The organism is Streptococcus ruminicola, assembly GCF_011387195.1.
Taxonomy (GTDB): domain Bacteria; phylum Bacillota; class Bacilli; order Lactobacillales; family Streptococcaceae; genus Streptococcus; species Streptococcus ruminicola.
The window spans coordinates 1,430,761-1,454,022 of sequence record NZ_CP046919.1; the positions used below are offsets into that span (position 1 = coordinate 1,430,761).

Below are 23,262 nucleotides of genomic sequence, written 5' to 3' on the forward strand. Positions count from 1 at the left end.
TCATGAAAGTAATTCGTGTTAATAATCAAGTTGAAGGTGGAAAAAATGCTTTTGAACTGTTGAAAGCGGAAATGGAAAATGGTATTAAGACACTTGGTCTTGCGACCGGTAGCACACCTTTGTCATTTTATAATGAGCTAGCAAATAGTGACCTTGATTTTTCAGAAATGACAAGTATTAATCTGGATGAATATGTTGGTTTGGCTGCTGAAAATGACCAAAGTTATCACCATTTTATGCAGGAAAATCTATTCCAATACAAACCTTTCAAGGAAAGTTTTTTGCCAAATGGTTTAGCTACAGACTTGCAAGCAGAAGCTAAGCATTATGACCAAATTATTGCTGAGCATCTGATTGATTTTCAAATTTTAGGAATTGGGCGAAATGGTCATATTGGATTTAACGAGCCAGGGACTCCGTTTGACATGACAACACATATCGTTGATTTAACGCAGGATACGATTGAAGCAAATAGTCGTTTCTTTGACAGCATGGAAGAAGTGCCAAAACAAGCTATTTCAATGGGAATTCACTCAATCATGCAATCAAAAATGGTTGTTTTAATGGCTTATGGCAAGGATAAAGCTGACGCTATCAATCAAATGATTAATGGTCCAATCAGCGAAGATTTGCCAGCAAGCGTTCTTCAAAATCACCCAAATGTTGTAGTAATTGTTGATGAGGCTGCAGCGAGTGAATTAGACTAAAAAATTGCTTCAGAACATGGTAAAATAGGAGCATGCGTTTAGATAAATTGTTAGGACAGGCGGGCTTTGGCTCAAGAAATCAAGTTAAAAAACTCATCAGAAGTCGTCAAGTTTATGTGGATGGCAGGCTAGCTGAGGCAGACAATTTGAATGTTGAGCCAAGTCTGCAAGAGATAACTGTTTCGGGAAAACAGGTTACACTATCTACAGAAAAATATTTCATTTTAAATAAGCCAGCAGGTGTTGTTTCTGCGGTGTCTGATAAAGAACATCAAACGGTCATTGATTTGATTGCAGAATCCGACCGAGTGCCAAAACTCTACCCAGTTGGAAGATTAGACCGCGACACGGAAGGCTTTCTTCTGATTACTAATAACGGTCCACTTGGCTACCGCATGCTTCATCCAAAATACCATGTCACAAAGACTTATTACGTCGAAGTTAATGGACGCTTAGCAGATGATGCGTCAGTATTTTTTAAAAATGGTGTGACCTTTGATGACGGAACGGTTTGTAAACCTGCTAATCTTGAGATTATCGAGGCAAGTTCTGAAAAAAGCTCCGCTTATATCTCGATTGCAGAAGGAAAATTTCATCAGGTTAAGAAAATGTTTTTAGCTTATGGCGTCAAGGTGACCTACCTCAAACGAATGACCTTTGGTGAATTTGAACTTGGCGATTTACCAACAGGAAACTATCGTGAACTAACTATAAATGAAAAAGAAATCTTGAAAAATTATTTGGATTAATCCAAAGTTTTTCAGGATTTTTTTCGAATAAAGAAGTAGGAGGTTTACTATGCTGTCTGCGCTTGATGAAAATGGAAAATTAGTTTCTTTGTTAGATGAAATACCGAAACGGCAAGCTTTTACTTGTCCAGCCTGTCATTCACCAGTTCGACTGAGACATGGTCAGATTATGCGTCCGCATTTTGCTCATGTGTCTTTGCAGAATTGTGATTTTTATAGTGAAAATGAAAGTGACGAGCACCTAGGGTTAAAAGCGGAGCTGTATCGCAGCATTTCGCGAACAGATGAAGTTGTTATTGAAAAGATTTTGCCTGAACTAGGGCAGGTGGCAGATTTATTTGTAAATGATAAGCTAGCTCTTGAGGTGCAGTGCTCACGTTTATCCGAAAAACGACTTAGACAACGAACGATTTCATATCAAAATGCAGGCTATTCTGTCCTCTGGCTTTTAGGTGAGAAATTGTGGCTTCGTCATCATTTAACGCCGTTACATCGCCAGTTCCTTTATTTTTCGCAGAATATGGGCTTTCACATGTGGGAATTAGATTTAAAGAAATCGGAGATACGGCTTAATTATCTTATTTATGAGGATTTGCATGGGCAGGTTCATTATTTGACAAAGTCGTGTGCTTTTTCGGCTGATGTCATGGCATTTTTACGACTTCCTTATCAAAGACAAACTTTGTCTGCATATCAAGTCACTCAAGATTCAAAGATAACGTCTTACATTCAAAAGCAGCTCATCGCTCGAAATTCTCGTTGGTTAAAACGTCAAGAAGAGGCATATCTAAAGGGAAAAAATCTCCTTACTCAATCTTTGTCGGAATTTTATCCGCAAGTGAAACCACCTGAATTTAAGGAAGGATTTTGTCAGATTAAGCAAGATTTGACAGCATTTTACAAGATTTTTGAGGATTATTATCAAAATCAAGGCCAAAAACGAATTCAAATGCTTTACCCACCAGCATATTATGGTAGAATGGTTAATAATACCCAGAAAAGGAGAAAATGATGTCAGATAATCGTAGTCATATTGATGAAAAGTATAAATGGGATTTGAGTACTGTCTTTGCAACAGATGATGCTTGGGAAGAAGCACTAGCTGAGCTTGATTCAGATTTAGAAGATGCTAAAAAATTTAAAGGGCACTTGATTGAATCAAGTAAGACTTTGCTCGATATCACTGAAAGTTATCTTGAATTGTCACGCCGCTTGGAAAAAGTTTATGTCTATGCGTCAATGAAAAATGACCAAGATACAACAGTTGCTAAATACCAAGAATTTGAAGCAAAAGCAACAACACTTTACGCCAAATACAGCGAAGTTTTTGCATTTTATGAACCAGAATTGATGCAATTATCTCAAGATGATTTCGCTAAATTTGTGGCTGAAACACCAGCACTTTCAGATTATGCTCATTTCTTTGAAAAACTTTTCAAACGTCAAGCACACGTCTTGTCACAAAAAGAAGAAGAGTTGCTAGCAGGTGCTCACGAAATCTTTGGTGCAGCTGGAGAGACTTTTGAAATTCTAGATAATGCTGACATTGTCTTTCCTGTTGTTTTGGATGAAGAGGGCAATGAAGTTCAACTAACACATGGTAACTTCATCAGTCTTTTGGAATCAAAAAATCGCGATGTTCGAAAAGCGGCTTACGAAGCTATGTATGCTACGTATGAACAATATCAACATACTTATGCCAAAACACTTCAAACAAATGTAAAAGTTCATAACTTTGATGCTCGTGTTCACCATTTCAAATCAGCGCGTGAAGCAGCACTTTCAGCAAACTTCATTCCTGAATCTGTCTACGATACTTTGATTGAACGCGTGAATGCACACTTGCCATTGCTTCATCGCTATGTGGAACTTCGTAAGAAAGTTCTTAAACTTGATGATTTGAAAATGTATGATATTCATACACCTTTGTCTGAAATGGATATGAGTTTCACTTACGAGGAAGCTTTGAAAAAAGCAGAAGAGGTTTTGTCTGTCTTTGGTAAAGATTATTCAGAACGTGTTCATCGAGCTTTCACAGAACGCTGGATTGACGTTAATGTCAACAAAGGAAAACGTTCAGGAGCTTATTCTGGTGGGGCTTATGATACAAATGCCTTTATGCTTTTGAACTGGCAAGATACACTTGATAATCTTTTCACTTTGGTACACGAAACAGGGCACAGCCTTCATTCTACTTTTACGCGTGAAACTCAACCATACGTTTACGGTGATTACAGTATTTTCTTGGCTGAAATTGCTTCAACGACGAATGAAAATATCTTAACAGAAACACTTTTGAAAGAAGTTGACGATGATAAAGCTCGCTTTGCGATTTTGAATCATTTCTTGGATGGTTTCAAAGGAACAATCTTCCGTCAAGCACAGTTTGCAGAGTTTGAAGATATGATTCATAAAGCAGATCAAGCTGGTGAAGTATTGACAAGTGAATACCTTAACAATCTTTATGCAGACCTAAATGAAAAATATTACGGACTCAGTAAAGAAGATAATCCAGAAATTCAATACGAATGGGCACGCATTCCGCATTTCTACTATAATTACTATGTCTATCAATACTCTACAGGATTTGCAGCAGCAAGTTATCTAGCTGATAAAGTGGTTCACGGTACACAAGTTGATATCGACCGTTACCTTGATTACCTCAAGGCTGGTAATTCTGATTACCCACTTAATGTGATTGAAAAAGCTGGAGTTGATATGACAAGCAGTGATTATTTGGATGCTGCATTCAAGATTTTTGAAGAGCGTCTAAATGAATTAGAAACTTTGGTCGAAAAAGGAGCACACCTTTAAAATGCTTTATGAGGTTGGATATTCCAGCCTCGTTTTTTATGTTATAATGGAAAAAATTTGGAGGTGCTGGCATGGAAATTAGGAAACTAGATGTTAATGATGAAGCGGCTTACCGAGTTTATCAAACAGCTTTGGAAAATGACGATAACCCTTTTATCACGACACGTGAGATTGGTGATTTTAAAACCTTTGTGGAAAATAGCAGAGCGCAAGAAACACAAGCTACTAATCCTGATTATTCAACGATGACGACCTATTATGCCTTTGTGAATGGAAAAATTGCTGCGCGTATATCTTGTCGATGGCAGTTGGAAAAGGGTAATCTTGCGACGATTGGTGGACATATCGGCTATCAAACCTCACCAGAATTTAGACGACAAGGTATTATGACAAAACTTCTTAACTTTGCTCTTGAGCAATATGCCAAACGTGGCATCAATCCTGTGCTTATCACAGCGCGTGAGGACAATATTGCCAGTCGTAGAACCATTGAAAAAGCTGGTGGTATTTTGGAAAATATTATTGACCTAGAAGACGGGCATCGTCTAGCGCGTTATTGGATTACCTTGGACTTGGAGAATTCAGATTAATATTGAAATGAGGAGATAGAAGTGACAACTTTGATTTGGGATTTTGACGGAACTTTAGTGGATTCATATGAAGCGATTGGAGAGGCTTTGAAAGTCACTTATGCGCATTATGACTTGGTTTTTGATGAAGAATGGGTCATGGATTTTATCATTAAAGAATCCGTCAAAGCTTTGCTTTATCAGGTCGCAGAGAAGGAAGAGATAGATTTTCCTGAACTATCAGCCTTCTTTAAAAAAGAGCAGGAAGCGCGTGACCACATGATAAAACCAATGCCACATTTGGCAGAGGTCTTAAAGCAAACTAAGCAGGCTGGCGTTAGCCATTTTGTCTATACTCATAAAGGCATTACGGCTAATGATGTTTTAGAGAGACTTGGGGTGCGTCAGTATTTCACAGAAGTAGTGACATCAGCCAATGGCTTTGCACGCAAACCTGAGCCAGAAGCTATTGATTACCTGCTTGAAAAATACCATCTTGATAAGGCTGAGACTTATTATGTTGGTGACCGTCGCATTGATGTTGAAGCGGCTGAAAATGCTGGTATTAAGTCCATTAATCTTGGACAACCATCATCAAAAATCAATCAAAAAATCGCAGATTTGTCTGATATTCCAGTACTTTTAACAGCATAAAAAACTAGCTATTCACATCGGCTTTATTTTGCTATATAATAAGAGTTATGGTTAAATCATATTCAAAAACAGCAAATCACAATATGCGACGTCCTGTTGTTAAAGAGGGTGTCGTGCGTTATATGCGAACACGTCAAAAGCAAAATGATGGTTTTTTAGCGGAATTAGAAGCTTTTGCACATCAAGAAAATATCCCGATTATCCAGCACGAAGTCGTAGCTTATTTCCGTTTCTTGTTGCAAACCTTGCAACCTAAGAATATCTTGGAAATTGGGACAGCAATTGGTTTTTCAGCGCTTTTGATGGCAGAAAATGCACCAGAAGCTAAGATTACAACACTCGATCGTAATCCAGAAATGATTGCTTTTGCTAAGGAAAACTTTGCAAAATACGACACTCGCAAGCAAATCACATTAGTTGAAGGTGATGCCGTTGATACTCTTTCGACCCTTGAAGGTGAGTATGACTTTGTCTTCATGGATTCAGCAAAATCAAAATACATCGTCTTTTTGCCAGAAGTTTTGAAACACTTGAAAGTTGGAGGCGTCGTGATTTTTGACGATGTCTTCCAAGGTGGCGACATTGTCAAACCAATCGAAGAAGTGCGTCGCGGACAGCGCACGATTTACCGTGGACTTCAACGACTTTTCGACGCAACGCTTGATAATCCAAATCTGACAGCAAGCCTTTTACCACTTAGTGACGGACTGCTAATGCTCCGTAAAAATGCTGAAGATGTAGAACTGTAAAATTAAGCAACATTTAAGTTATTGTGGTATACTAATGGAGTTAAAGACAAATTAAGGAGTTTAATATCAATGGCTAACAAAGAAAAATCAGGATTTTCAAAAATGATCCAAAGCAAGGCTTTTAAAGGTGTTTCTATTGCCGTGGCATCAGCTCTTATTGGTGCTGGCGTTACTTACCTTGCTACAAACAACAATTCTGAAACTAAAGCTCTTGTTACAATGAAAGGTAACACAATTACAGTATCAGACTTCTACAGTGCAGCTAAAAGCACATCATCATCTCAACAAACAATGTTGAATTTGATTTTGTCACGTGTCTTTGAAGATCAATATGGTGATAAAGTTTCTGACAAAGACGTTACCAAAGCTTATAACACAACAGCTTCATCATATGGTTCATCATTCTCAAGCGCTCTTCAAGCAGCAGGATTGACAACAGATACTTACAAACAACAAATTCGCACATCAATGCTTGTCGAATACGCTGTTAAAGAAGCTGCTAAAGACAAATTAACAACTAAAAACTACAAAGACGCTTATAAAGACTACAACGCAGACACAACTGCTACAGTTATTGCATTAACTGACGAAGATAAAGCAAAATCAGTTCACGATCAAGCAACAGCAGAAGGTGCTGATTTTGATAAAATCGCTAAAGAAAACACAACAGCTAAGAAAACTGAATACACATTTGATTCAGCAGACACTAAATTGCCATCAGATGTTATGGCAGCTGCCTTCAAACAAGACGAAGGTTCAGTATCAGATGTGATTAAAGTGATGAACTCATCAACATATTCATACACTTACTACATCGTTAAAACAACTAAGAAAACAGATAAAAATGCTGACTGGAAAACTTACAAAAAACGCTTGAAGAAAATTATTATGGCTAAATACCAAAATGATACAAACTTCCAAAACCAAGTTATCGGTAAAGCACTTGATAAAGCTAATGTGAAAATCAAAGATCGTAGCTTCGCAAGCATTCTTTCACAATATGCTACAAGCACATCTTCATCATCTTCAAAAGCTTCATCAAGCTCAAGTGAAGCTTCAAGCCAAGCAAGTTCTTCAGAAGCTAGCTCAACTGAAGACTCTTCAACAGCAGAATCAAGTTCTACAGATTCAGCTGAATAAGCTACTTGACCAGACGCTTAAAATACAGTACAATTAAAAAGATTGAGAATCGTTTTTAAACATTCAGATTCAGAAAAGTGGCGGTTGCTGCGAGCCATGGATGAAGTTAAAAATGTGCTACTCATGTTTTCTAATTGTCAATATTGGTAACTGAGTTACCATGGTCAAATGCAAGAAAAAACAATTTAAGAGATAAATGAAGAATGACAGGTTCATTGAAAAGAGGTGGTACCGTGGCTAACGTCACCCTCTATGAGATGGACTTGTCGTTTTTTGTATCCTTAATGGCATAAAAGATGATTTCAATCTATGGCAAGCGTTGTAACATCGCTTAGTAACAAGAAAAGGAAAGATGAAATGAAACAATTGACTAGTGCGCAAGTGCGCCAAATGTGGTTAGACTTTTGGAAATCAAAAGGTCACTCTGTTGAACCTTCTGCAAACTTGGTTCCTGTAAACGACCCAACTTTGTTGTGGATTAACTCAGGTGTTGCGACACTTAAAAAATACTTTGATGGTTCAGTAATTCCAGAAAACCCACGTATCACTAATGCTCAAAAAGCTATCCGTACAAACGACATCGAAAATGTTGGTAAAACAGCTCGTCACCACACAATGTTTGAAATGTTGGGTAACTTCTCTGTTGGTGATTACTTCCGTGATGAAGCAATTACTTGGGGATTTGAATTATTGACAAGTCCAGAATGGTTTGACTTCCCTAAAGACAAACTTTACATGACTTATTACCCTGATGATAAAGATACTTACAACCGTTGGATTTCACTTGGTGTTGAACCAAGCCACTTGATTCCAATCGAAGATAATTTCTGGGAAATCGGTGCTGGACCTTCAGGACCAGATACTGAAATCTTCTTTGACCGTGGTGAAGACTTTGACCCAGACCACGTTGGTATCAAACTTCTTGCTGAAGATATCGAAAACGACCGTTATATCGAAATCTGGAACATCGTGTTGTCACAATTTAACGCTGACCCAGCTGTCCCACGTTCAGAATACAAAGAATTGCCACACAAAAACATTGATACTGGTGCTGGTTTGGAACGTTTGGTTGCTGTTATGCAAGGGGCTAAAACAAACTTTGAAACTGACCTCTTCATGCCAATCATTCGTGAAATCGAAAAATTATCTGGTAAAACTTACGATCCAGATGGCGACAACATGAGCTTTAAAGTCATCGCTGACCACATTCGTTCACTTTCATTTGCAATCGGTGATGGTGCTCTTCCAGGTAACGAAGGTCGTGGATACGTTCTTCGTCGTTTGCTTCGTCGTGCTGTTATGCATGGTCGTCACCTTGGTATCAATGAAACATTCTTGTACAAATTGGTTCCAACTGTTGGTAAAATCATGGAATCATACTACCCAGAAGTACTTGAAAAACGTGAATTTATCGAAAAAATCGTTCGTCGTGAAGAAGAAACTTTTGCACGTACAATCGATGCTGGTTCAAACATGCTTGACCAATTGTTGGCTGATTTGAAAGCTGCAGGTAAAGACACTGTTGAGGGTAAAGATATCTTCAAATTGTATGATACATACGGATTCCCAGTTGAATTGACTGAGGAATTGGCTGAAGATAAAGGATTCAAGATTGACCACGCTGGCTTTGAAGCTGCCATGAAAGAACAACAAGAACGCGCTCGCGCAAGTGTTGTTAAAGGTGGTTCAATGGGTATGCAAAACGAAACATTGTCAAGCATCACTGAAGAATCAGTCTTTAGCTATGAAGAAGAAGTTCTTGACTCTACATTGTCAGTAATCATTGCTGATAACGAACGTACTGAAGCTGTTTCAGAAGGTCAAGCTTTACTTGTTTTCGCTAAAACACCATTCTACGCTGAAATGGGTGGTCAAGTAGCTGACCACGGTGTTATCAAAAACGATAAAGGCGACATCGTTGCTCGTGTGATTGATGTTCAAAAAGCACCAAATGGTCAAGCTCTTCACACAGTTGATGTTCTAGCAAGCTTGTCAGTTGGTACAACATACACTCTTGAAATCGACAGCAAACGTCGTCACAGTGTTATCAAAAACCACACAGCTACTCACTTGCTTCACGCTGCACTTCACCACGTTATCGGTGAACACGCTACTCAAGCTGGTTCTCTTAACGAAGAAGGATTCTTGCGCTTTGACTTCACTCACTTTGAAGCAGTAACTGCTGATGAATTGCGTCAAATCGAAGAAGAAGTTAACCAACAAATCTGGAATGCTATCCCAGTTAAGACTGTTGAAACTGACATTGATACAGCTAAATCAATGGGTGCTATGGCCTTGTTCGGTGAAAAATACGGTAAAAACGTACGTGTTGTAACAATTGGTGATTACTCAATTGAACTTTGTGGCGGTACACACGTTTCAAATACAGCAGAAATCGGAATCTTCAAGATTGTTAAAGAAGAAGGTATCGGTTCAGGAACTCGTCGTATCCTTGCTGTAACTGGTAAAGAAGCCTTTGAAGCATACCGCCAAGAAGAAGAAGACCTTAAAGCAATCGCTGAAACTCTTAAAGTACCTCAACTTAAAGAAGTTACTAAGAAAGTTGTAAGCTTGCAAGAACAATTGCACAAATTGCAAAAAGAAAATGCTGAGTTGAAAGAAAAAGCAGCAGCAGCTCAAGCTGGTGACGTCTTCAAAGATGTTAAAGAAGCAAATGGTCTTCGCTTTATTGCTAGCCAAGTAACTGTTTCTGACGCTGGAGCTCTTCGTACATTTGCTGATAACTGGAAACAAAAAGATTACTCTGATGTTCTTGTATTGGCAGCAGCTATTGGCGAAAAAGTAAACGTCCTTGTTGCAAGCAAATCTAAAGATGTTCATGCTGGTAACTTGATTAAAACTTTGGCACCAATCGTATCAGGTCGTGGTGGTGGTAAACCAGACATGGCTATGGCCGGTGGTTCAGATGCTGCTAAAATCGCTGACCTTCTTGCAGCAGTAGCAGAAAATCTATAAGATGACATCAAAAAATATCTTTCTAAAACTTGCAATTGCCCTAATCAGTGCAACTATAGTCATTCTAACTTGCGTGCTTATTTTAAATAGCATTCAAGGAAGAGTAAATTGGGTACTTATTGTCATTCTCTTTGCAGAAGCAAGCCTACTCAGTAGTCTGATTAAAACCTTGCAAGAAAGAAAATAAAATGAAAGCTCACCAAACGGTGGGCTTTTTGATATAGTTAAAAAATCTTATGATAAAATGGTAATATCATTTAGGAATTCCAGAGATATTCAGGAATAAAAGGGAGATATATGAGAAAATTACCTTCGCCAGTTTGTGTAACATTTTTGTTCTTACTTTTGTTGATGATAATATTTCCATCAGTACGAGAAACATTTATCTTAAGTTATATTAGCATTATGTTGGCTATTTTATTTCATGAATTTGGTCATTTTGCAGTTGGTTATATTAATGGCGTAAAACCACAGCATCTTATTGTTGGCTTTATCAAATTTGATTTTGAAAATGGATTTCGTGTGAGATTTAATGATAACTGGATGTATTATGGTGGTATTTATCGCTATAAGGTAGCAAAGTATCCAGAAAAATCAATGTTAAAGTTACTAGTTGGAGGTCCATTAGTTAGTTTACTTGGTTCATTTGTCTTGTTTTCACAGTTGGAATTTTTGAAAGTATTTGGATATTCTAGCCTATTATTATTTATAGCAACGGCAGCTCCAATAAACTTTTCTGGCTTATGCAACGATGGTTTTAAGGCATATAAATTGTTAATGAAAGATGACTTATTTCTTTTATATCAAAGAGTATCTAATCAATTATTGCAAGATTATAGCGTTACGACTTTTGATGAAGTTCCAAAAGTTTGTAGCACTTTAGAAAACAAAAATATTCCTGACTATATGATAAATACTTTTTTATTGTATCTGATTTATGCTTGGTTATTGCAAGGAGAAATGTTGCAGATTAGAAATAGTTATCAAAGATTGACAGAGATAAAGCTAAGTAATCAGTTTAATCGAAATTATTACTATAGCCTTCTAGTAAGTTTAGAAGCATTAGTGTATAAGAGGGTGTCTAGTGACTTGTTTGCTAAAATAAACTTGGAGAAATTAGATAAGATTAGCCAAAAACGTCTGCAATATCTATCATGTTTTTATTTAGAAAATAGTGAAGATATAAGTGAGAAAAAAATCGCTTTTCAAGAGGTGTTATCATTATATAGTGAACAAAAATCAGTTTTAGTTCAAGCCGAAAAACAGTTTTTAGTATAAAGTATTCAAAGCTCACCTGATGGTGGGCTTTTTTGGGGATATAGTTTTTAACTATCAAATCTATTTAAAATAACTATTTTACGAGGAGAAGGCAGACTGCTATAATAGTCACTAAGATTTCAGAAAATTTTCAACAAAAGATAGAATCGAGGAAATCATGAAAGTTTCACTAATTCAGATGGCTATTTACGAAGCTGAGCCGAAGAAAAACATTGAGAATGTCTTAGCTTGGTTAGAAAAAGCAGCGCTTGATGAGCCTGATGTGATTGTTTTGCCAGAAATGTGGAATACAGGTTATGCTTTGGAGCAAATAGCAGAGCTTGCTGATGAGAATGGTCAAGAAACCAAAAACTTGCTTGGAAAGTTTGCGAAGGATCACCAGGTTAATCTGGTGGCTGGTTCTGTGGCAACAAAAAAAGAAACTGGCTTTTTTAATACGACTTATGTTTTTAACCGATCTGGTCAGGTGATTGCTGATTATGATAAAGTTCATCTTTTTGGCTTGATGGGAGAAGATCGTTTTTTGCAGGCTGGGCATCGTGAAAGTACTTTTGAGCTTGATGGTGTCAAGGCAGCTAGTGTCATTTGCTATGATATCCGTTTTCCAGAATGGGTGAGAACCTTGATGTCAAGCGGAGCCAAGGTTTTATTTGTCGTAGCTGAATGGCCAGAAGCACGTGTAGAACAGTGGGAGATTTTACTGCGTGCGCGTGCAGTTGAAAATCAAGCTTTTGTAGTGGCTGTCAACCGTGTTGGTCAAGGAGTGTTGGACGATTTTTCTGGGCATTCATTGGTAATCAACCCTTTGGGACAGATTATTTTGCAGACGACAGATTATCAAGAAGGTATCTTTACAGTTGATCTTGATTTAGCGGAAGTTGAGAAAATTCGAGGTCATATTCCAGTCTTTGAAGATCGCAAACCAGAGTTGTATCATTAGGGGGGTTAGGATGTTTTCACAATCAGATATTTTACAAACATTGCCAAAACAATTTTTTGCTAGCCTTGTTGCTAAGGTCAATGCAAAAGTGGCTGAAGGTTATGATGTGATTAATCTTGGACAAGGAAATCCTGATCAGCCGACATACGATTATATTGTTGATGCTTTGATTGAATCTGCTAAGAATCCAGCATCCCATAAATATTCACAATTTCGAGGTAATGCTAATTTTAAAGAAGCAGCTAGTCAGTTTTATAAGGATAATTATCAGGTGGAACTTGATAGTGAGAAGGAAATTTGTGTGCTTGGTGGGGCAAAGATTGGCCTGGTTGAGTTTCCCTTGGCCTTGATGAATCCTGGTGAGCTCTTACTTTTGCCTGACCCAGGCTATCCAGACTATTTATCAAGTGTAGCGTTAGGAAAAATTGAATATGAAACCTTTCCTTTAAAAGAAGAAAATAACTTTTTGCCAGATTTGTCAGCTATTCCTGAAGAAGTGGCAAAACGTGCTAAATTTATCTACATCAATTATCCAAATAACCCAACTGGTGCCGTGGCGACGACTGAATTTTATGAAGAACTGGTCGCTTGGGCGAAAAAATACGAGGTCGGTGTTGTTAGCGACTTTGCTTATGGGGCTTTGGGAGCAGACGGTTACCAAAATCCAAGTTTTTTATCAACACCTGGAGCAAAAGAAGTAGGTATTGAACTTTACACATTTTCGAAAACTTTTAACATGGCAGGTTGGCGTTTGGCATTTGCTGCAGGAAATGCGGAGCTGATTGAGGCACTTAACTTATTGCAAGACCACCTCTTTGTCAGCATTTTTCCGGCTATACAAGATGCTGGCGCGGCTGCCCTTTTAGACAAACGTGCGAAAGTAGCAATCGCAGAGCTAAATCACAAATATGACGAGCGACGCCACGCTTTTGTCAAAGCTGCTGCTAAAATCGGCTGGCACGCCTTTGAGTCAAAAGGTTCGTTTTATGCTTGGATGCCGGTGCCAGAAGGTTATAACAGTGAAAGCTTCGCTGATTTACTCTTAAACGAAGCTCACGTCGCAGTCGCACCGGGAAAAGGTTTCGGACAAGCAGGAGATGGCTACGTCAGAATCGGACTCCTAGTTGAACCAGAACGCCTTGAAGAAGCCGTCGAGCGAATTAGCAAACTGAAATTATTTGAAAAATAATGAAAGTGCGAATGAAAATTCGTACTTTTTTAATAATTTATGCAAAAAGCGCTTGACTTATGAATAAATATACTATAAAATTGAATATATATTTATTTAAGGAGTGTATATTATGAGGGTGTCGATTGTTGGTATCACTGGATACAGTGGTCTAGAATTAGTTAAATTATTGAATAATCATAAAAAAGTAACGATTGCTTCGATTCATGCAACTAAGGAAATCGGTCGACGATTATCAGACTTATACCCTTACTTAGTTGGTGTCTGTGACTTGGTTATTGAAGAATTTGATGCCGAGAAAATCATGGCAAAATCAGACTTGGTATTCTTTGCAACACCAAGTGGAGTTGCAAGCAAATTAGCACAGCCTTTTGTAGAAGCTGATTTTCCAGTGATAGATTTGTCAGGGGACCATCGCTTGCCAGCCTATCTTTATGAAAAATGGTATAAAAAAACACCTGCTAGTGATGAAGCGTTGAATAAATTTACATATTCTTTGGCTGAGTTTACAGATGTTAAAGGTAAAAAATTCATTTCAAACCCTGGTTGCTACGCGACAGCAACAGAATTAGCTTTGATTCCTTTGCTAAAAGCAGGTGTGGTTGAAGAAGATTCAATCATCGTTGATGCTAAAAGTGGTTTGACAGGTGCTGGTAAAGCACTTTCTGAATCAAGTCATTTTGTTAATGTGCATGATAATTACGTGACTTACAAGTTGAATCGTCACCAGCACATTCCAGAAATTGTACAAGAGTTGAAGTTGTTCGATGACAAGGTTAATCACATTCAATTTTCAACATCACTTTTGCCAGTTAATCGCGGTATCATGTCAACGGTTTATGTTAAGTTGAAAAAGCCACTAACAAATGCAAATCTTTTTGCTATCTATGAAGATTCTTACAAAGATACGCCATTTGTTCGTGTGCAAGATGATTTGCCAGAATTGCACAATGTTATTGGCTCAAACTTTACAGACATTGGTTTTCTTTACAATGAAGTGACTAATGTACTGACAGTAGTATCTGTCATTGATAATTTGATTAAAGGTGCTGCTGGTCAAGCAGTGCAAAATCTTAACCTCATGAATGGTTGGGATGAAACAGAAGGTTTATTGATTTCGCCGAATTATTTATAGAAAGGGAAGGGCACTTAAAGTATTTTTAAAAGAATGAGTTTGCTTTAAGTGTTTCAGGTATAGAAAATGAAAGTTATTGAAGGTAATGTAGCAAGCCCACTTGGATTTTCAGCAGATGGATTACATGCAGGGTTTAAGAAAAGAAAACTTGATTTTGGTTGGATTGTATCTGAAGTGCCAGCTAGCGTTGCTGGGGTTTATACGACAAATAAAGTTATTGCAGCGCCACTAATTGTGACACGTCAGTCTGTTAAAAAAGCACAAAAAATGAAAGCCATCGTGGTGAACTCAGGCGTTGCCAACTCTTGTACAGGTGTGCAAGGAATGGAAGATGCTTACACGATGCAAAAATGGACAGCAGAAAAACTTGGTGTTGAACCTGATTTGGTCGGTGTTGCTTCAACTGGTGTGATTGGTGATTTGTTGCCAATGGATACTCTTAAAACAGGTCTTTCTAAACTTGTGGTGAATGGGAATTCAGATGATTTTTCAAAAGCTATTTTAACAACAGATACTATGGTTAAAACAGTTGCAGTCACAGAAAAATTCGGTCGTGATGAAGTTACCATGGCAGGTGTCGCTAAAGGGTCAGGCATGATTCACCCAAATATGGCGACAATGCTAGCTTTTATCACCTGTGATGCCAATATTTCAAGTGAAACTTTGCAACTAGCGCTTAGCCAAAATGTTGAAACAACCTTCAACCAAATCACCGTTGATGGCGATACGTCGACAAACGATATGGTTCTTGTCATGTCAAATGGTTGCACTTTGAACGAAGAAATTTTGCCAAATACGCCTGAATTTGATAAATTCTCAGCCATGCTTAATTACGTGATGCAAGAATTGGCTAAAATGATTGCCAAAGACGGTGAAGGTGCAAGCAAACTCATTGAAGTGAATGTCAAAAATGCTCCAAACGCTCTTGATGCACGCATGATGGCTAAAAGTGTTGTTGGTTCAAGCCTTGTTAAGACAGCGATTTTTGGTGAAGACCCTAACTGGGGACGCATTTTAGCAGCTGTAGGCTATGCAGGTGTTGATGTCCCTGTAGATAACATTGATATTTATTTAGGTGATGTTCCAGTCATGCTAAAATCAAGTCCCGTTGAATTTGAAGCAGAAGAAATGCAAGATGTTATGCACGAAGATGAGATTACTATCACTGTTGATTTGCATGCGGGTGAAGCACAAGGAAAAGCTTGGGGTTGTGATTTGTCATACGATTACGTGAAAATCAATGCCCTCTATCGTACATAAAGGGATAAGACTATGAAAGATACAATTGTGATTAAAATTGGTGGCGTTGCTAGCCAAAACTTGTCGCAAGACTTTTTAGCACAAGTCAAAAAATGGAAAGATGCCCATAAAAATTTGGTCATTGTGCATGGTGGCGGCTATGCTATTAATAAATTAATGGAAGATAACCAAGTACCAGTTAAAAAAATCAATGGTCTTCGTGTAACCAGTCAATCTGATATGAAGTTGGTCAGCTATGCTCTTCTTCACATGGTTGGTGAAAATTTGACTAAAAAACTAAACCAATCATCTATTGATAGTATTCAGTTGCTATCAAATATCAAAAGAGTGGTGACAGCTGATTTTCTTGATAAGGAAACTTATGGTTATGTTGGTGATGTCTCACATATTCAGACACCGATTTTGGAGCAAATGCTTGATAATCAAATGTTGCCAGTACTTGCTTCAATTGGTTATTCAAAAGAAGGCGACATGCTCAACATCAACGCTGATTATTTAGCAACAGCAGTAGCGATTGCCTTGAATGCTGAAAAATTGGTTTTGATGACAGATGTGAAAGGTGTTTTGGAAAATGGTGAAGTGCTTGATAGCCTGACTTCGAAAGAATTTCAAGAAAAGATCGATCAAGGCATTATCACTGGCGGTATGATTCCAAAAATTGAGTCAGCAGTGAACACTGTTTTAGCAGGTGTTGGTGAAGTATTGATTGGCGACAATCTTGTAACAGGAACTTCAATCATCTGCTAGGGATAAGGGGAGCAAGTAATGACAAAGTTATTTCAAAATTATAAACGCGCAGCTATTGAATTTGTTAAGGCGCAAGGAAATTATCTGTTTGATCAAGATGGTAAAAAATACCTTGATTTCTCAACAGGAATTGGGGTAACCAACCTTGGTTTTCACCCACAAGTTAAGGCAACTCTTCTAAAACAAGCAGAAGAAATCTGGCATATGCCTAACTTGTATCATAATTCTTTGCAAGAAGAAGTGGCCGGCAAATTAATCGGTGACAAAGACTACCTGGCTTTCTTTGCTAATAGCGGTGCGGAAGCAAATGAAGCAGCCATTAAAATCGCTCGTAAGTCCACTGGTAAGCAAGAAATTATCACTTTTGTCAATTCTTTCCATGGTCGTACCTTTGGTTCCATGTCAGCGACTGGTCAAGATAAAATCAAGACTGGTTTTGGTGATGGTGTGCCACATTTCAGCTACGCTACTTACAATGATTTGGATAGCGTTAAAGCTTTGGTAACGGAAGATACGGCAGCTGTCATGTTAGAATTAGTTCAAGGAGAATCAGGTGTTCGTCCAGCTGACAAAGCCTTTGTGACAGCTTTGAGTCAATTCTGTCAAGAAACAGGAATTTTACTGATTGTTGATGAAGTGCAAACTGGTATGGGACGTACTGGTAAGCTCTTCTCATTTGAGCATTATGGTATTGAACCAGATATTTTCACCTTGGCTAAAGGTCTTGGAAATGGTGTTCCCGTTGGTGCCATGATTGCCAAAGAAAAACTTGGTTCAGCCTTTTCATACGGTAGTCACGGTTCAACTTTCGGTGGTAATAAATTAGTCATGTCAGCAGCATCAAGCGTACTGGATATTATGCTGGCTGACGGTTTCTTACCACAAGCACTTGAAAATGGTAATTATTTGCAAACGGAACTGAAAAAAGTCTTGGCTGACAATCCTAAAGTGACTGACGTTCGCGGTCTTGGCTACATGATTGGGATTGAAACCAGTGAAAACCTAGCGGACTTGGTTGAAAAAGCGCGTGACAAAGGTTTGATTGTGTTGACAGCAGGAACCAATGTCATTCGTCTCTTGCCACCATTAACCTTGACAAAAGAAGAAATCGACCAAGGTGTAGCCATTTTGGCAGATGTTTTTGCATAAAATTGTTTGAGGCTGAGACCAAGTTCTCAGCTTTTTTAGGTTGACAAATTGTGTGCAATTGTATAGAATTTTCTAATAATAGAAGAGGTGAAAAAATGGCTAAAAAAGTTCTTGTTGTTTCAGGACACCCTGATTTGAAAAATGATTCTTTGGCAAATAAAACCATTTTAAAAGAAATTAAAAAGCTCTATCCAGAAGTTGAATTGGATATTTTGAGCAATTTGTATCCTGATTATCAGATTGATGTGGCTGCTGAGCAAGATAAGCTCCGTTGGGCAGATGTCATTGTTTTCCAATACCCGCTTTATTGGTACATGACCCCATCTTTGATGAATAAATGGATTGAAAAAGTTTTTGTGCATGGTTTTTCTCACGGGTCAAATGGCAATGCCTTGAAAGATAAATACTTGATTGCATCTTTGACGACTGGTGCGGGAGAAGCAGCTTATAGCGCTGAATCTGGTACAACGATTGAAGATCTTTTAGCAACAATTCGTTTGACAGCTAAATTGACGCAGCTTAACTTTGTCGGTCATGTTGTCACACATGGTGTGTCTTATTCACTACGTGAGGACGCTGACAAAGCCCAAGAAATGATTGCAAAATCTCAAGCACATGCTAAAAAACTGGTAGAAATGATTGAAAGTTTGTAGGAAATAAGGCTCGGTTTTATTAACCGGGTCTTTTTTTGACAAAAATTATGTTCTTTTTGACAATTATCTTTGTATTTTTGACAAATATCCTTGTCATTTTTAGGGGGTAGTGCTATAATCAATTTATCAAGGGGAAAAGGAGAATAAGACTTGGTAGGAAAATTAAACTCAAAAAGTAATTTTTATCGATTACTAGGATGGAGGAAAATTTGGTATTAAAAAATCGTCTGAAAGAGTTACGTGCGCGTGATGGTTTGAATCAGACACAGTTAGCCAAATTGGCGAAAGTTTCTAGACAAACGATTAGTCTTTTGGAACGTAATGAGTATACGCCATCGGTGATTATCGCTTTGCGCATTGCAAAAATCTTTAATGAACCTGTCGAAAATGTTTTTAGTCTTGATGAAGAGGGAGAAGAATAATGAATAAGACAAAACAATTAACAACAAAACAACGTGTTTTATTTTATCTAGGAATTGTTACTGTTAGTGCTCTTGTCGGAGGAGTAACTGGTGCTTTGGGACTTGGTCTTGGTGATAAGGTTTTAACGTTTAATTTTGATATTTTTATGACTTTTGTCTACATACTGACTGCTATGTCAATTCTCGTGACATTATGGTTTATGTACCAAGCGAATCATTATCAAAATCGTTATGAGGCTATGGACGAAGATGCTGATGAAGATGAAAGTTACGAGATTTATCGTAAGACATTTAAAAATTTAGGATTAGCATCGACTTTTTATAATGTTTCCGTAGCATTTATTTTCTTTTCAATAGGTGTTGGTATTTGCGATTTTCATGACAGAATTAGTAATGGTTTAGCCTTTAAGATAACGACCTATGTTGTAGAAGCTATCTTTTTTATTTTTTTATTTGTACTTCAAATAATGATATTTAAATTAACTCAAAAAATTCGTCATTACAAAATTTCAGTTTTCCCGACTATTAAAGAAGTAAAAGAATTTGCCTATTCTTACGATGAGGGTGAACTTCAAGCAAATTATGAGCAAGCTTTTTTGATTGTTTTCAATCTCAATCAGTATTTACCATTTGTTTATGCTATCTTGTGTGTGTTAGCAGTCGAGAGTTCGCTCGATGTTACTTCAGGTTTGGTAGTAACGACAGGAATTTATATCTATATCAACCTTGCTAACATTCGTTTTGTGAATAAATATTTCAGAAAATAATAAAAATGATTGACAGCACTTCTAATTCGTGCTAATCTAAAACAGAATTGAATAGTTTTCTTCGGGGCAGGGTGAGATTCCCGACCGACGGTGATGTTGTCTCGTTGATTGCTATTTGCTTTTATTCGTTGTTGACACTTCTTGCCTAATACCAGTTATGTTTGCGAGGTTGTCGCCTAGACTAAAAGCAAATCATCAATCAACTTTGTTTGGTTTGATAACCAAGCGAGATAGTTAAGTCCGTGAGCGCAAGCTGATCTGGTGCGATTCCAGAACCGACAGTATAGTCTGGATGAGAGAAGAATTGATAGAGTGTCAAAAGGCAAGCTCTTGCTTTTTGGAATACTTTTTTACTTGTCTTTAATTCCCCGTGGTGTAAGCTGCGGGGATTTTAGTTTAGTAACTTTATGGTATTGTCAGAATTTTTCGATAATACCATAAGTGTTATCCCGATGAAAATAACTATCTAGGCCATTCTAGTTTAGTGATTTTTGTCGGGATTTTTTAGTCTGGAAAGGAGGACGATTATGGATAATTATTATATGTCGCAGGCAATTGCAGAAGCTAAAAAAGGTTTTCGTCAAACTTATACCAATCCTTTAGTTGGCGCAGTGATTGTCAAAGATAATCATGTGATTGCTCGTGGTGCACACCTTAAGTATGGTTATGAGCATGCTGAAAAGAATGCTATTTTACATTGTCAAACTCCTGAAGAACTAGTCGATTCAACACTTTATGTAACATTGGAACCTTGTCATCATAGGGGAAAACAGCCCCCCTGCACCCAAGCGATTCTAGCAGCTGGCATCAAAAAGGTGGTGGTCGGTCAACTTGATCCCAATCCTTTGGTGGCTGGGAAAGGACTAGCTTTCTTGAAAGAAGAAGGCATCGAAGTGGTGACTGGTGTATTAGAAGAAGAGGCTAGAGGCCTTAATCCTCACTATAATTTTTACTACGAACACCAGCGACCTTACGTGGTTTTAAAACAAGCGGTTAGCTTAGATGGAAAAATAGCGGTGCTTGGCAAACGAACGGCTTTGACTGATGATGAGACAAATCGCTTTGTTCACGATGAACGTGATGATTTTCATGCGATATTGGTTGGTGCTGATACGGTCTTGATTGACAATCCACGTTTGCTGGGGAGTGGGACAAGCTTTTGTTCACCAGTGCGTGTGATTTTGGATGAAAAGGGGCGTGTTTTTGACCAGTTAGATTTACAGATTTTTAAAGATAATTCGGCTCCAGTTTATATTTTTAGTGGTCGGAAGGTTTCGAATTTACCAAAGCATGTCACAGTAATTGATTTGCCAGAGTTTTCGATTGAAAATATTTTGCAGGTGCTTTATGAGAAGAAGCTTCAGTCAGTTTATGTTGAGGGCGGAGCTGGTGTTCATGATGCTTTTCTGGAAAGTGGGCTTTGGGATGAAATCATTTCTTATGTGACTCCTAAACTTATTGGTGGTAATGGCAAAGCAGCCATGTCGAGTTTTCGTCTGGTTAGTCAAGCCTTAGAATTAGACGATTTTGCCTGTCAAAAAATCGGAAATAATATTAGGCTTTCGGCTAGAAGGAGGATATGATGTTTACCGGATTAATTCAAGAACAAGGTCGTATTAGCCGGATTGTCAAACATCAGCACAATATCAAATTAACTTGCAAGGCTTCACGAAAGTTGTTAGCTGATTATAAAATTGGCGATAGTATGGCAATCAATGGTGTCTGCTTGACTTGCGTGGCTAAATCAGGAGATTTATTTACTGTTGATGTCATGCCTGAAACCTTTAGACGGACAATTTTTTCAGAAAGTCGTGTGGGCGATTTGGTTAATTTAGAACTGGCCATGTCAGCCAATGCTCGTTTTGAAGGGCACCTTGTGACGGGGCACGTAGATGGTGTGGCAACTCTTGTCCAGAAAAAGAGCGATGAAACTGCTCTGGTACTCAGCTTTGCTTTTCCAAAAGAACTTGAAGGGCAAATTGTCGCACAAGGTTCAATCGCAGTCAATGGGGTTAGTCTAACGGTGGTGTCTGTTGAGTCGGGACAATTTAGCGTGTCTTTGATTCCGCATACGGCAAAAGAAACCAACTTGGCTAGTCTTAAAAAAGGCGACAAGGTCAATATCGAGACTGATATTTTAGCAAAATACATGCAGGCACAAGTAGTAAGGATGAAAGGAGAATAAATGTTTAAGGATGTTGAAAAGGCTCTTTTTGATTTGAGAGCAGGAAAATTAATTATCGTGGTTGATGATGATGACCGGGAAGCTGAAGGGGACTTGGTTGGTCTGGCAGAATTAGCAAGCCCAGAAAATGTGAATTTTATGACCAAGCATGCGCGTGGCTTGATTTGTGCACCAGTGTCTGAGGAGATTGCTAATCGTTTGGAACTTGTTCCAATGTCAGAAGAAAATACGGATGCACATGGCACAGCTTTTACCATTAGCGTAGACCACAAAGAAACGTCAACAGGAATTTCAGCTTTTGACCGCGCTAAGACTATTCAAGAATTAGCGTCGGTAAGTAGTAAAGCAAGTGATTTTCACAGACCTGGTCACATGTTTCCGTTAGTAGGACGCTCTGGTGGAGTATTAGAACGTCGTGGGCACACGGAAGCAAGTCTTGATTTGGCACGTTTAGCTGGTGTGAGAGAAGCAGCTTATATTTGTGAGATTTTAAAAGATGATGGCACGATGGCTCGTAAAGCTGATTTGCATGATTTTGCTAGCAAGTGGAATTTGACCATGATTGAAGTTGGTGATATCGCCCGCTATGTGAGCTTTCAAGATAGTCCTAAGGTAAAGTTGCCATCAAGTTATGGTGACTTTGACCTTCAGTTATTTGAAGATGAAGAAAAGCGCGAGCATGTTCTCTTGTCAAAGGGAGATTTGACGACAGATGAACCGCTTTTACTGCGTTTGCACTCAGAGTGTTTGACTGGCGATATTTTTGGGTCTTTGCGTTGTGACTGTGGAGAACAGTTGCATGCTGCCATGGAAAAAATTGACCAAGTTGGTCGCGGAGCTATTTTGTACCTTCGTCAAGAAGGTCGAGGTATCGGCTTAAAAAATAAACTAAAGGCTTATCAGTTGCAAGAAGAAGGTTTGGACACTTATGAGGCAAATCTTGAGCTTGGCTTTGCTCCCGATGAGCGTGATTATCAGATTGCAGCGGATATTTTGAGCTTTTTAGATATCAAGCAGGTTAAACTCTTGACCAATAATCCAGATAAGTTGGAGCAGCTTGAAATGGCAGGTATAGAAATTGTGGAACGCTTGCCCTTGCAGATGCCAGCCCACAAAGAAAATAAAGCTTACCTACAAACCAAACAAGAAAAATTTCATCATTTATTATACATCGTATAA

General features: G+C 38.2%; 22 protein-coding genes. All 22 read left to right on the forward strand.

Annotated features, from left to right (window positions below):
• Window positions 1-2 precede the first annotated feature (2 nt).
• Window positions 3-707, forward strand: a complete 705-nt coding sequence (gene nagB, locus GPZ88_RS07395; protein WP_166043872.1) for a glucosamine-6-phosphate deaminase — start codon at window positions 3-5, stop codon at window positions 705-707.
• A gap of 32 nt (window positions 708-739) precedes the next feature.
• Window positions 740-1,456 (forward strand): pseudouridine synthase, encoded by a 717-nt coding sequence (locus GPZ88_RS07400; RefSeq protein WP_166043874.1) that lies wholly within the window; start codon window positions 740-742, stop codon window positions 1,454-1,456.
• Between the two features lie 49 nt (window positions 1,457-1,505).
• Window positions 1,506-2,468, forward strand: a complete 963-nt coding sequence (locus GPZ88_RS07405; protein WP_166043876.1) for a competence protein CoiA — start codon at window positions 1,506-1,508, stop codon at window positions 2,466-2,468.
• On the forward strand, window positions 2,468-4,270 hold the full coding sequence (gene pepF, locus GPZ88_RS07410; protein WP_166043878.1) for an oligoendopeptidase F: 1,803 nt from the start codon (window positions 2,468-2,470) through the stop codon (window positions 4,268-4,270). The genes GPZ88_RS07405 and pepF overlap by 1 nt, the downstream gene beginning before the upstream one ends.
• A gap of 71 nt (window positions 4,271-4,341) precedes the next feature.
• On the forward strand, window positions 4,342-4,860 hold the full coding sequence (locus GPZ88_RS07415) for a GNAT family N-acetyltransferase (protein ID WP_166043880.1): 519 nt from the start codon (window positions 4,342-4,344) through the stop codon (window positions 4,858-4,860).
• Window positions 4,861-4,881: 21 nt separating this feature from the next.
• Window positions 4,882-5,493, forward strand: coding sequence for an HAD-IA family hydrolase (locus GPZ88_RS07420; RefSeq protein WP_157628832.1), 612 nt, complete (start codon window positions 4,882-4,884; stop codon window positions 5,491-5,493).
• A gap of 47 nt (window positions 5,494-5,540) precedes the next feature.
• Entirely contained in the window at window positions 5,541-6,242 is a 702-nt protein-coding gene (locus GPZ88_RS07425; protein ID WP_074601492.1) for an O-methyltransferase, read from the forward strand.
• 69 nt (window positions 6,243-6,311) lie between these two features.
• On the forward strand, window positions 6,312-7,382 hold the full coding sequence (locus GPZ88_RS07430; protein ID WP_158913366.1) for a peptidylprolyl isomerase PrsA: 1,071 nt from the start codon (window positions 6,312-6,314) through the stop codon (window positions 7,380-7,382).
• A 357-nt stretch (window positions 7,383-7,739) separates the two neighbouring features.
• Window positions 7,740-10,358: an alanine--tRNA ligase gene (gene alaS / locus GPZ88_RS07435; protein ID WP_166043882.1), complete on the forward strand. Its 2,619-nt coding sequence runs from the start codon at window positions 7,740-7,742 to the stop codon at window positions 10,356-10,358.
• 297 nt (window positions 10,359-10,655) lie between these two features.
• Entirely contained in the window at window positions 10,656-11,636 is a 981-nt protein-coding gene (locus tag GPZ88_RS07450; RefSeq protein ID WP_206282130.1) for a M50 family metallopeptidase, read from the forward strand.
• A gap of 157 nt (window positions 11,637-11,793) precedes the next feature.
• The gene (locus GPZ88_RS07455; protein ID WP_166043884.1) at window positions 11,794-12,576 is read left to right on the forward strand and encodes a carbon-nitrogen family hydrolase; all 783 of its coding nucleotides are present in this window, start codon (window positions 11,794-11,796) and stop codon (window positions 12,574-12,576) included.
• A 10-nt stretch (window positions 12,577-12,586) separates the two neighbouring features.
• Window positions 12,587-13,765, forward strand: a complete 1,179-nt coding sequence (locus GPZ88_RS07460; protein WP_166043886.1) for a pyridoxal phosphate-dependent aminotransferase — start codon at window positions 12,587-12,589, stop codon at window positions 13,763-13,765.
• A 112-nt stretch (window positions 13,766-13,877) separates the two neighbouring features.
• Window positions 13,878-14,900 (forward strand): N-acetyl-gamma-glutamyl-phosphate reductase, encoded by a 1,023-nt coding sequence (gene argC / locus GPZ88_RS07465; protein WP_074601506.1) that lies wholly within the window; start codon window positions 13,878-13,880, stop codon window positions 14,898-14,900.
• 66 nt (window positions 14,901-14,966) lie between these two features.
• Window positions 14,967-16,160, forward strand: coding sequence for a bifunctional ornithine acetyltransferase/N-acetylglutamate synthase (gene argJ / locus GPZ88_RS07470; RefSeq protein WP_133018350.1), 1,194 nt, complete (start codon window positions 14,967-14,969; stop codon window positions 16,158-16,160).
• A gap of 12 nt (window positions 16,161-16,172) precedes the next feature.
• Window positions 16,173-16,907 (forward strand): acetylglutamate kinase, encoded by a 735-nt coding sequence (argB, locus tag GPZ88_RS07475; protein ID WP_074559612.1) that lies wholly within the window; start codon window positions 16,173-16,175, stop codon window positions 16,905-16,907.
• 18 nt (window positions 16,908-16,925) lie between these two features.
• Window positions 16,926-18,056: an acetylornithine transaminase gene (locus GPZ88_RS07480; RefSeq protein ID WP_166043889.1), complete on the forward strand. Its 1,131-nt coding sequence runs from the start codon at window positions 16,926-16,928 to the stop codon at window positions 18,054-18,056.
• A gap of 95 nt (window positions 18,057-18,151) precedes the next feature.
• The gene (locus GPZ88_RS07485) at window positions 18,152-18,709 is read left to right on the forward strand and encodes an NAD(P)H-dependent oxidoreductase (RefSeq protein ID WP_166043891.1); all 558 of its coding nucleotides are present in this window, start codon (window positions 18,152-18,154) and stop codon (window positions 18,707-18,709) included.
• Window positions 18,710-18,906: 197 nt separating this feature from the next.
• Window positions 18,907-19,131, forward strand: a complete 225-nt coding sequence (locus GPZ88_RS07490; RefSeq protein ID WP_074601513.1) for a helix-turn-helix transcriptional regulator — start codon at window positions 18,907-18,909, stop codon at window positions 19,129-19,131.
• Window positions 19,131-19,898 carry a DUF3169 family protein gene (locus GPZ88_RS07495; protein WP_166043893.1) on the forward strand — a complete coding sequence of 256 codons (768 nt, stop codon included), beginning with the start codon at window positions 19,131-19,133 and terminating at the stop codon, window positions 19,896-19,898. Before GPZ88_RS07490 ends, GPZ88_RS07495 begins: the two co-directional genes overlap by 1 nt.
• A 527-nt stretch (window positions 19,899-20,425) precedes the next feature.
• Entirely contained in the window at window positions 20,426-21,481 is a 1,056-nt protein-coding gene (ribD, locus tag GPZ88_RS07500; RefSeq protein ID WP_166043894.1) for a bifunctional diaminohydroxyphosphoribosylaminopyrimidine deaminase/5-amino-6-(5-phosphoribosylamino)uracil reductase RibD, read from the forward strand.
• Window positions 21,481-22,083, forward strand: a complete 603-nt coding sequence (locus tag GPZ88_RS07505) for a riboflavin synthase (RefSeq protein WP_166043896.1) — start codon at window positions 21,481-21,483, stop codon at window positions 22,081-22,083. The genes ribD and GPZ88_RS07505 overlap by 1 nt, the downstream gene beginning before the upstream one ends.
• Window positions 22,084-23,262, forward strand: a complete 1,179-nt coding sequence (ribA, locus tag GPZ88_RS07510) for a GTP cyclohydrolase II (RefSeq protein WP_166043898.1) — start codon at window positions 22,084-22,086, stop codon at window positions 23,260-23,262. It begins immediately after the preceding gene.

Coding starts and splice junctions, on each gene's coding strand:
- nagB (WP_166043872.1), top strand. CDS start 3: ATGAAAGTAATTCGTGTTAATAATCAAGTTGAAGGTGGAAAAAATGCT.
- GPZ88_RS07400 (WP_166043874.1), top strand. CDS start 740: ATGCGTTTAGATAAATTGTTAGGACAGGCGGGCTTTGGCTCAAGAAAT.
- GPZ88_RS07405 (WP_166043876.1), top strand. CDS start 1,506: ATGCTGTCTGCGCTTGATGAAAATGGAAAATTAGTTTCTTTGTTAGAT.
- pepF (WP_166043878.1), top strand. CDS start 2,468: ATGTCAGATAATCGTAGTCATATTGATGAAAAGTATAAATGGGATTTG.
- GPZ88_RS07415 (WP_166043880.1), top strand. CDS start 4,342: ATGGAAATTAGGAAACTAGATGTTAATGATGAAGCGGCTTACCGAGTT.
- GPZ88_RS07425 (WP_074601492.1), top strand. CDS start 5,541: ATGGTTAAATCATATTCAAAAACAGCAAATCACAATATGCGACGTCCT.
- GPZ88_RS07430 (WP_158913366.1), top strand. CDS start 6,312: ATGGCTAACAAAGAAAAATCAGGATTTTCAAAAATGATCCAAAGCAAG.
- alaS (WP_166043882.1), top strand. CDS start 7,740: ATGAAACAATTGACTAGTGCGCAAGTGCGCCAAATGTGGTTAGACTTT.
- GPZ88_RS07450 (WP_206282130.1), top strand. CDS start 10,656: ATGAGAAAATTACCTTCGCCAGTTTGTGTAACATTTTTGTTCTTACTT.
- GPZ88_RS07455 (WP_166043884.1), top strand. CDS start 11,794: ATGAAAGTTTCACTAATTCAGATGGCTATTTACGAAGCTGAGCCGAAG.
- GPZ88_RS07460 (WP_166043886.1), top strand. CDS start 12,587: ATGTTTTCACAATCAGATATTTTACAAACATTGCCAAAACAATTTTTT.
- argC (WP_074601506.1), top strand. CDS start 13,878: ATGAGGGTGTCGATTGTTGGTATCACTGGATACAGTGGTCTAGAATTA.
- argJ (WP_133018350.1), top strand. CDS start 14,967: ATGAAAGTTATTGAAGGTAATGTAGCAAGCCCACTTGGATTTTCAGCA.
- argB (WP_074559612.1), top strand. CDS start 16,173: ATGAAAGATACAATTGTGATTAAAATTGGTGGCGTTGCTAGCCAAAAC.
- GPZ88_RS07480 (WP_166043889.1), top strand. CDS start 16,926: ATGACAAAGTTATTTCAAAATTATAAACGCGCAGCTATTGAATTTGTT.
- GPZ88_RS07485 (WP_166043891.1), top strand. CDS start 18,152: ATGGCTAAAAAAGTTCTTGTTGTTTCAGGACACCCTGATTTGAAAAAT.
- GPZ88_RS07490 (WP_074601513.1), top strand. CDS start 18,907: ATGGAGGAAAATTTGGTATTAAAAAATCGTCTGAAAGAGTTACGTGCG.
- GPZ88_RS07495 (WP_166043893.1), top strand. CDS start 19,131: ATGAATAAGACAAAACAATTAACAACAAAACAACGTGTTTTATTTTAT.
- ribD (WP_166043894.1), top strand. CDS start 20,426: ATGGATAATTATTATATGTCGCAGGCAATTGCAGAAGCTAAAAAAGGT.
- GPZ88_RS07505 (WP_166043896.1), top strand. CDS start 21,481: ATGTTTACCGGATTAATTCAAGAACAAGGTCGTATTAGCCGGATTGTC.
- ribA (WP_166043898.1), top strand. CDS start 22,084: ATGTTTAAGGATGTTGAAAAGGCTCTTTTTGATTTGAGAGCAGGAAAA.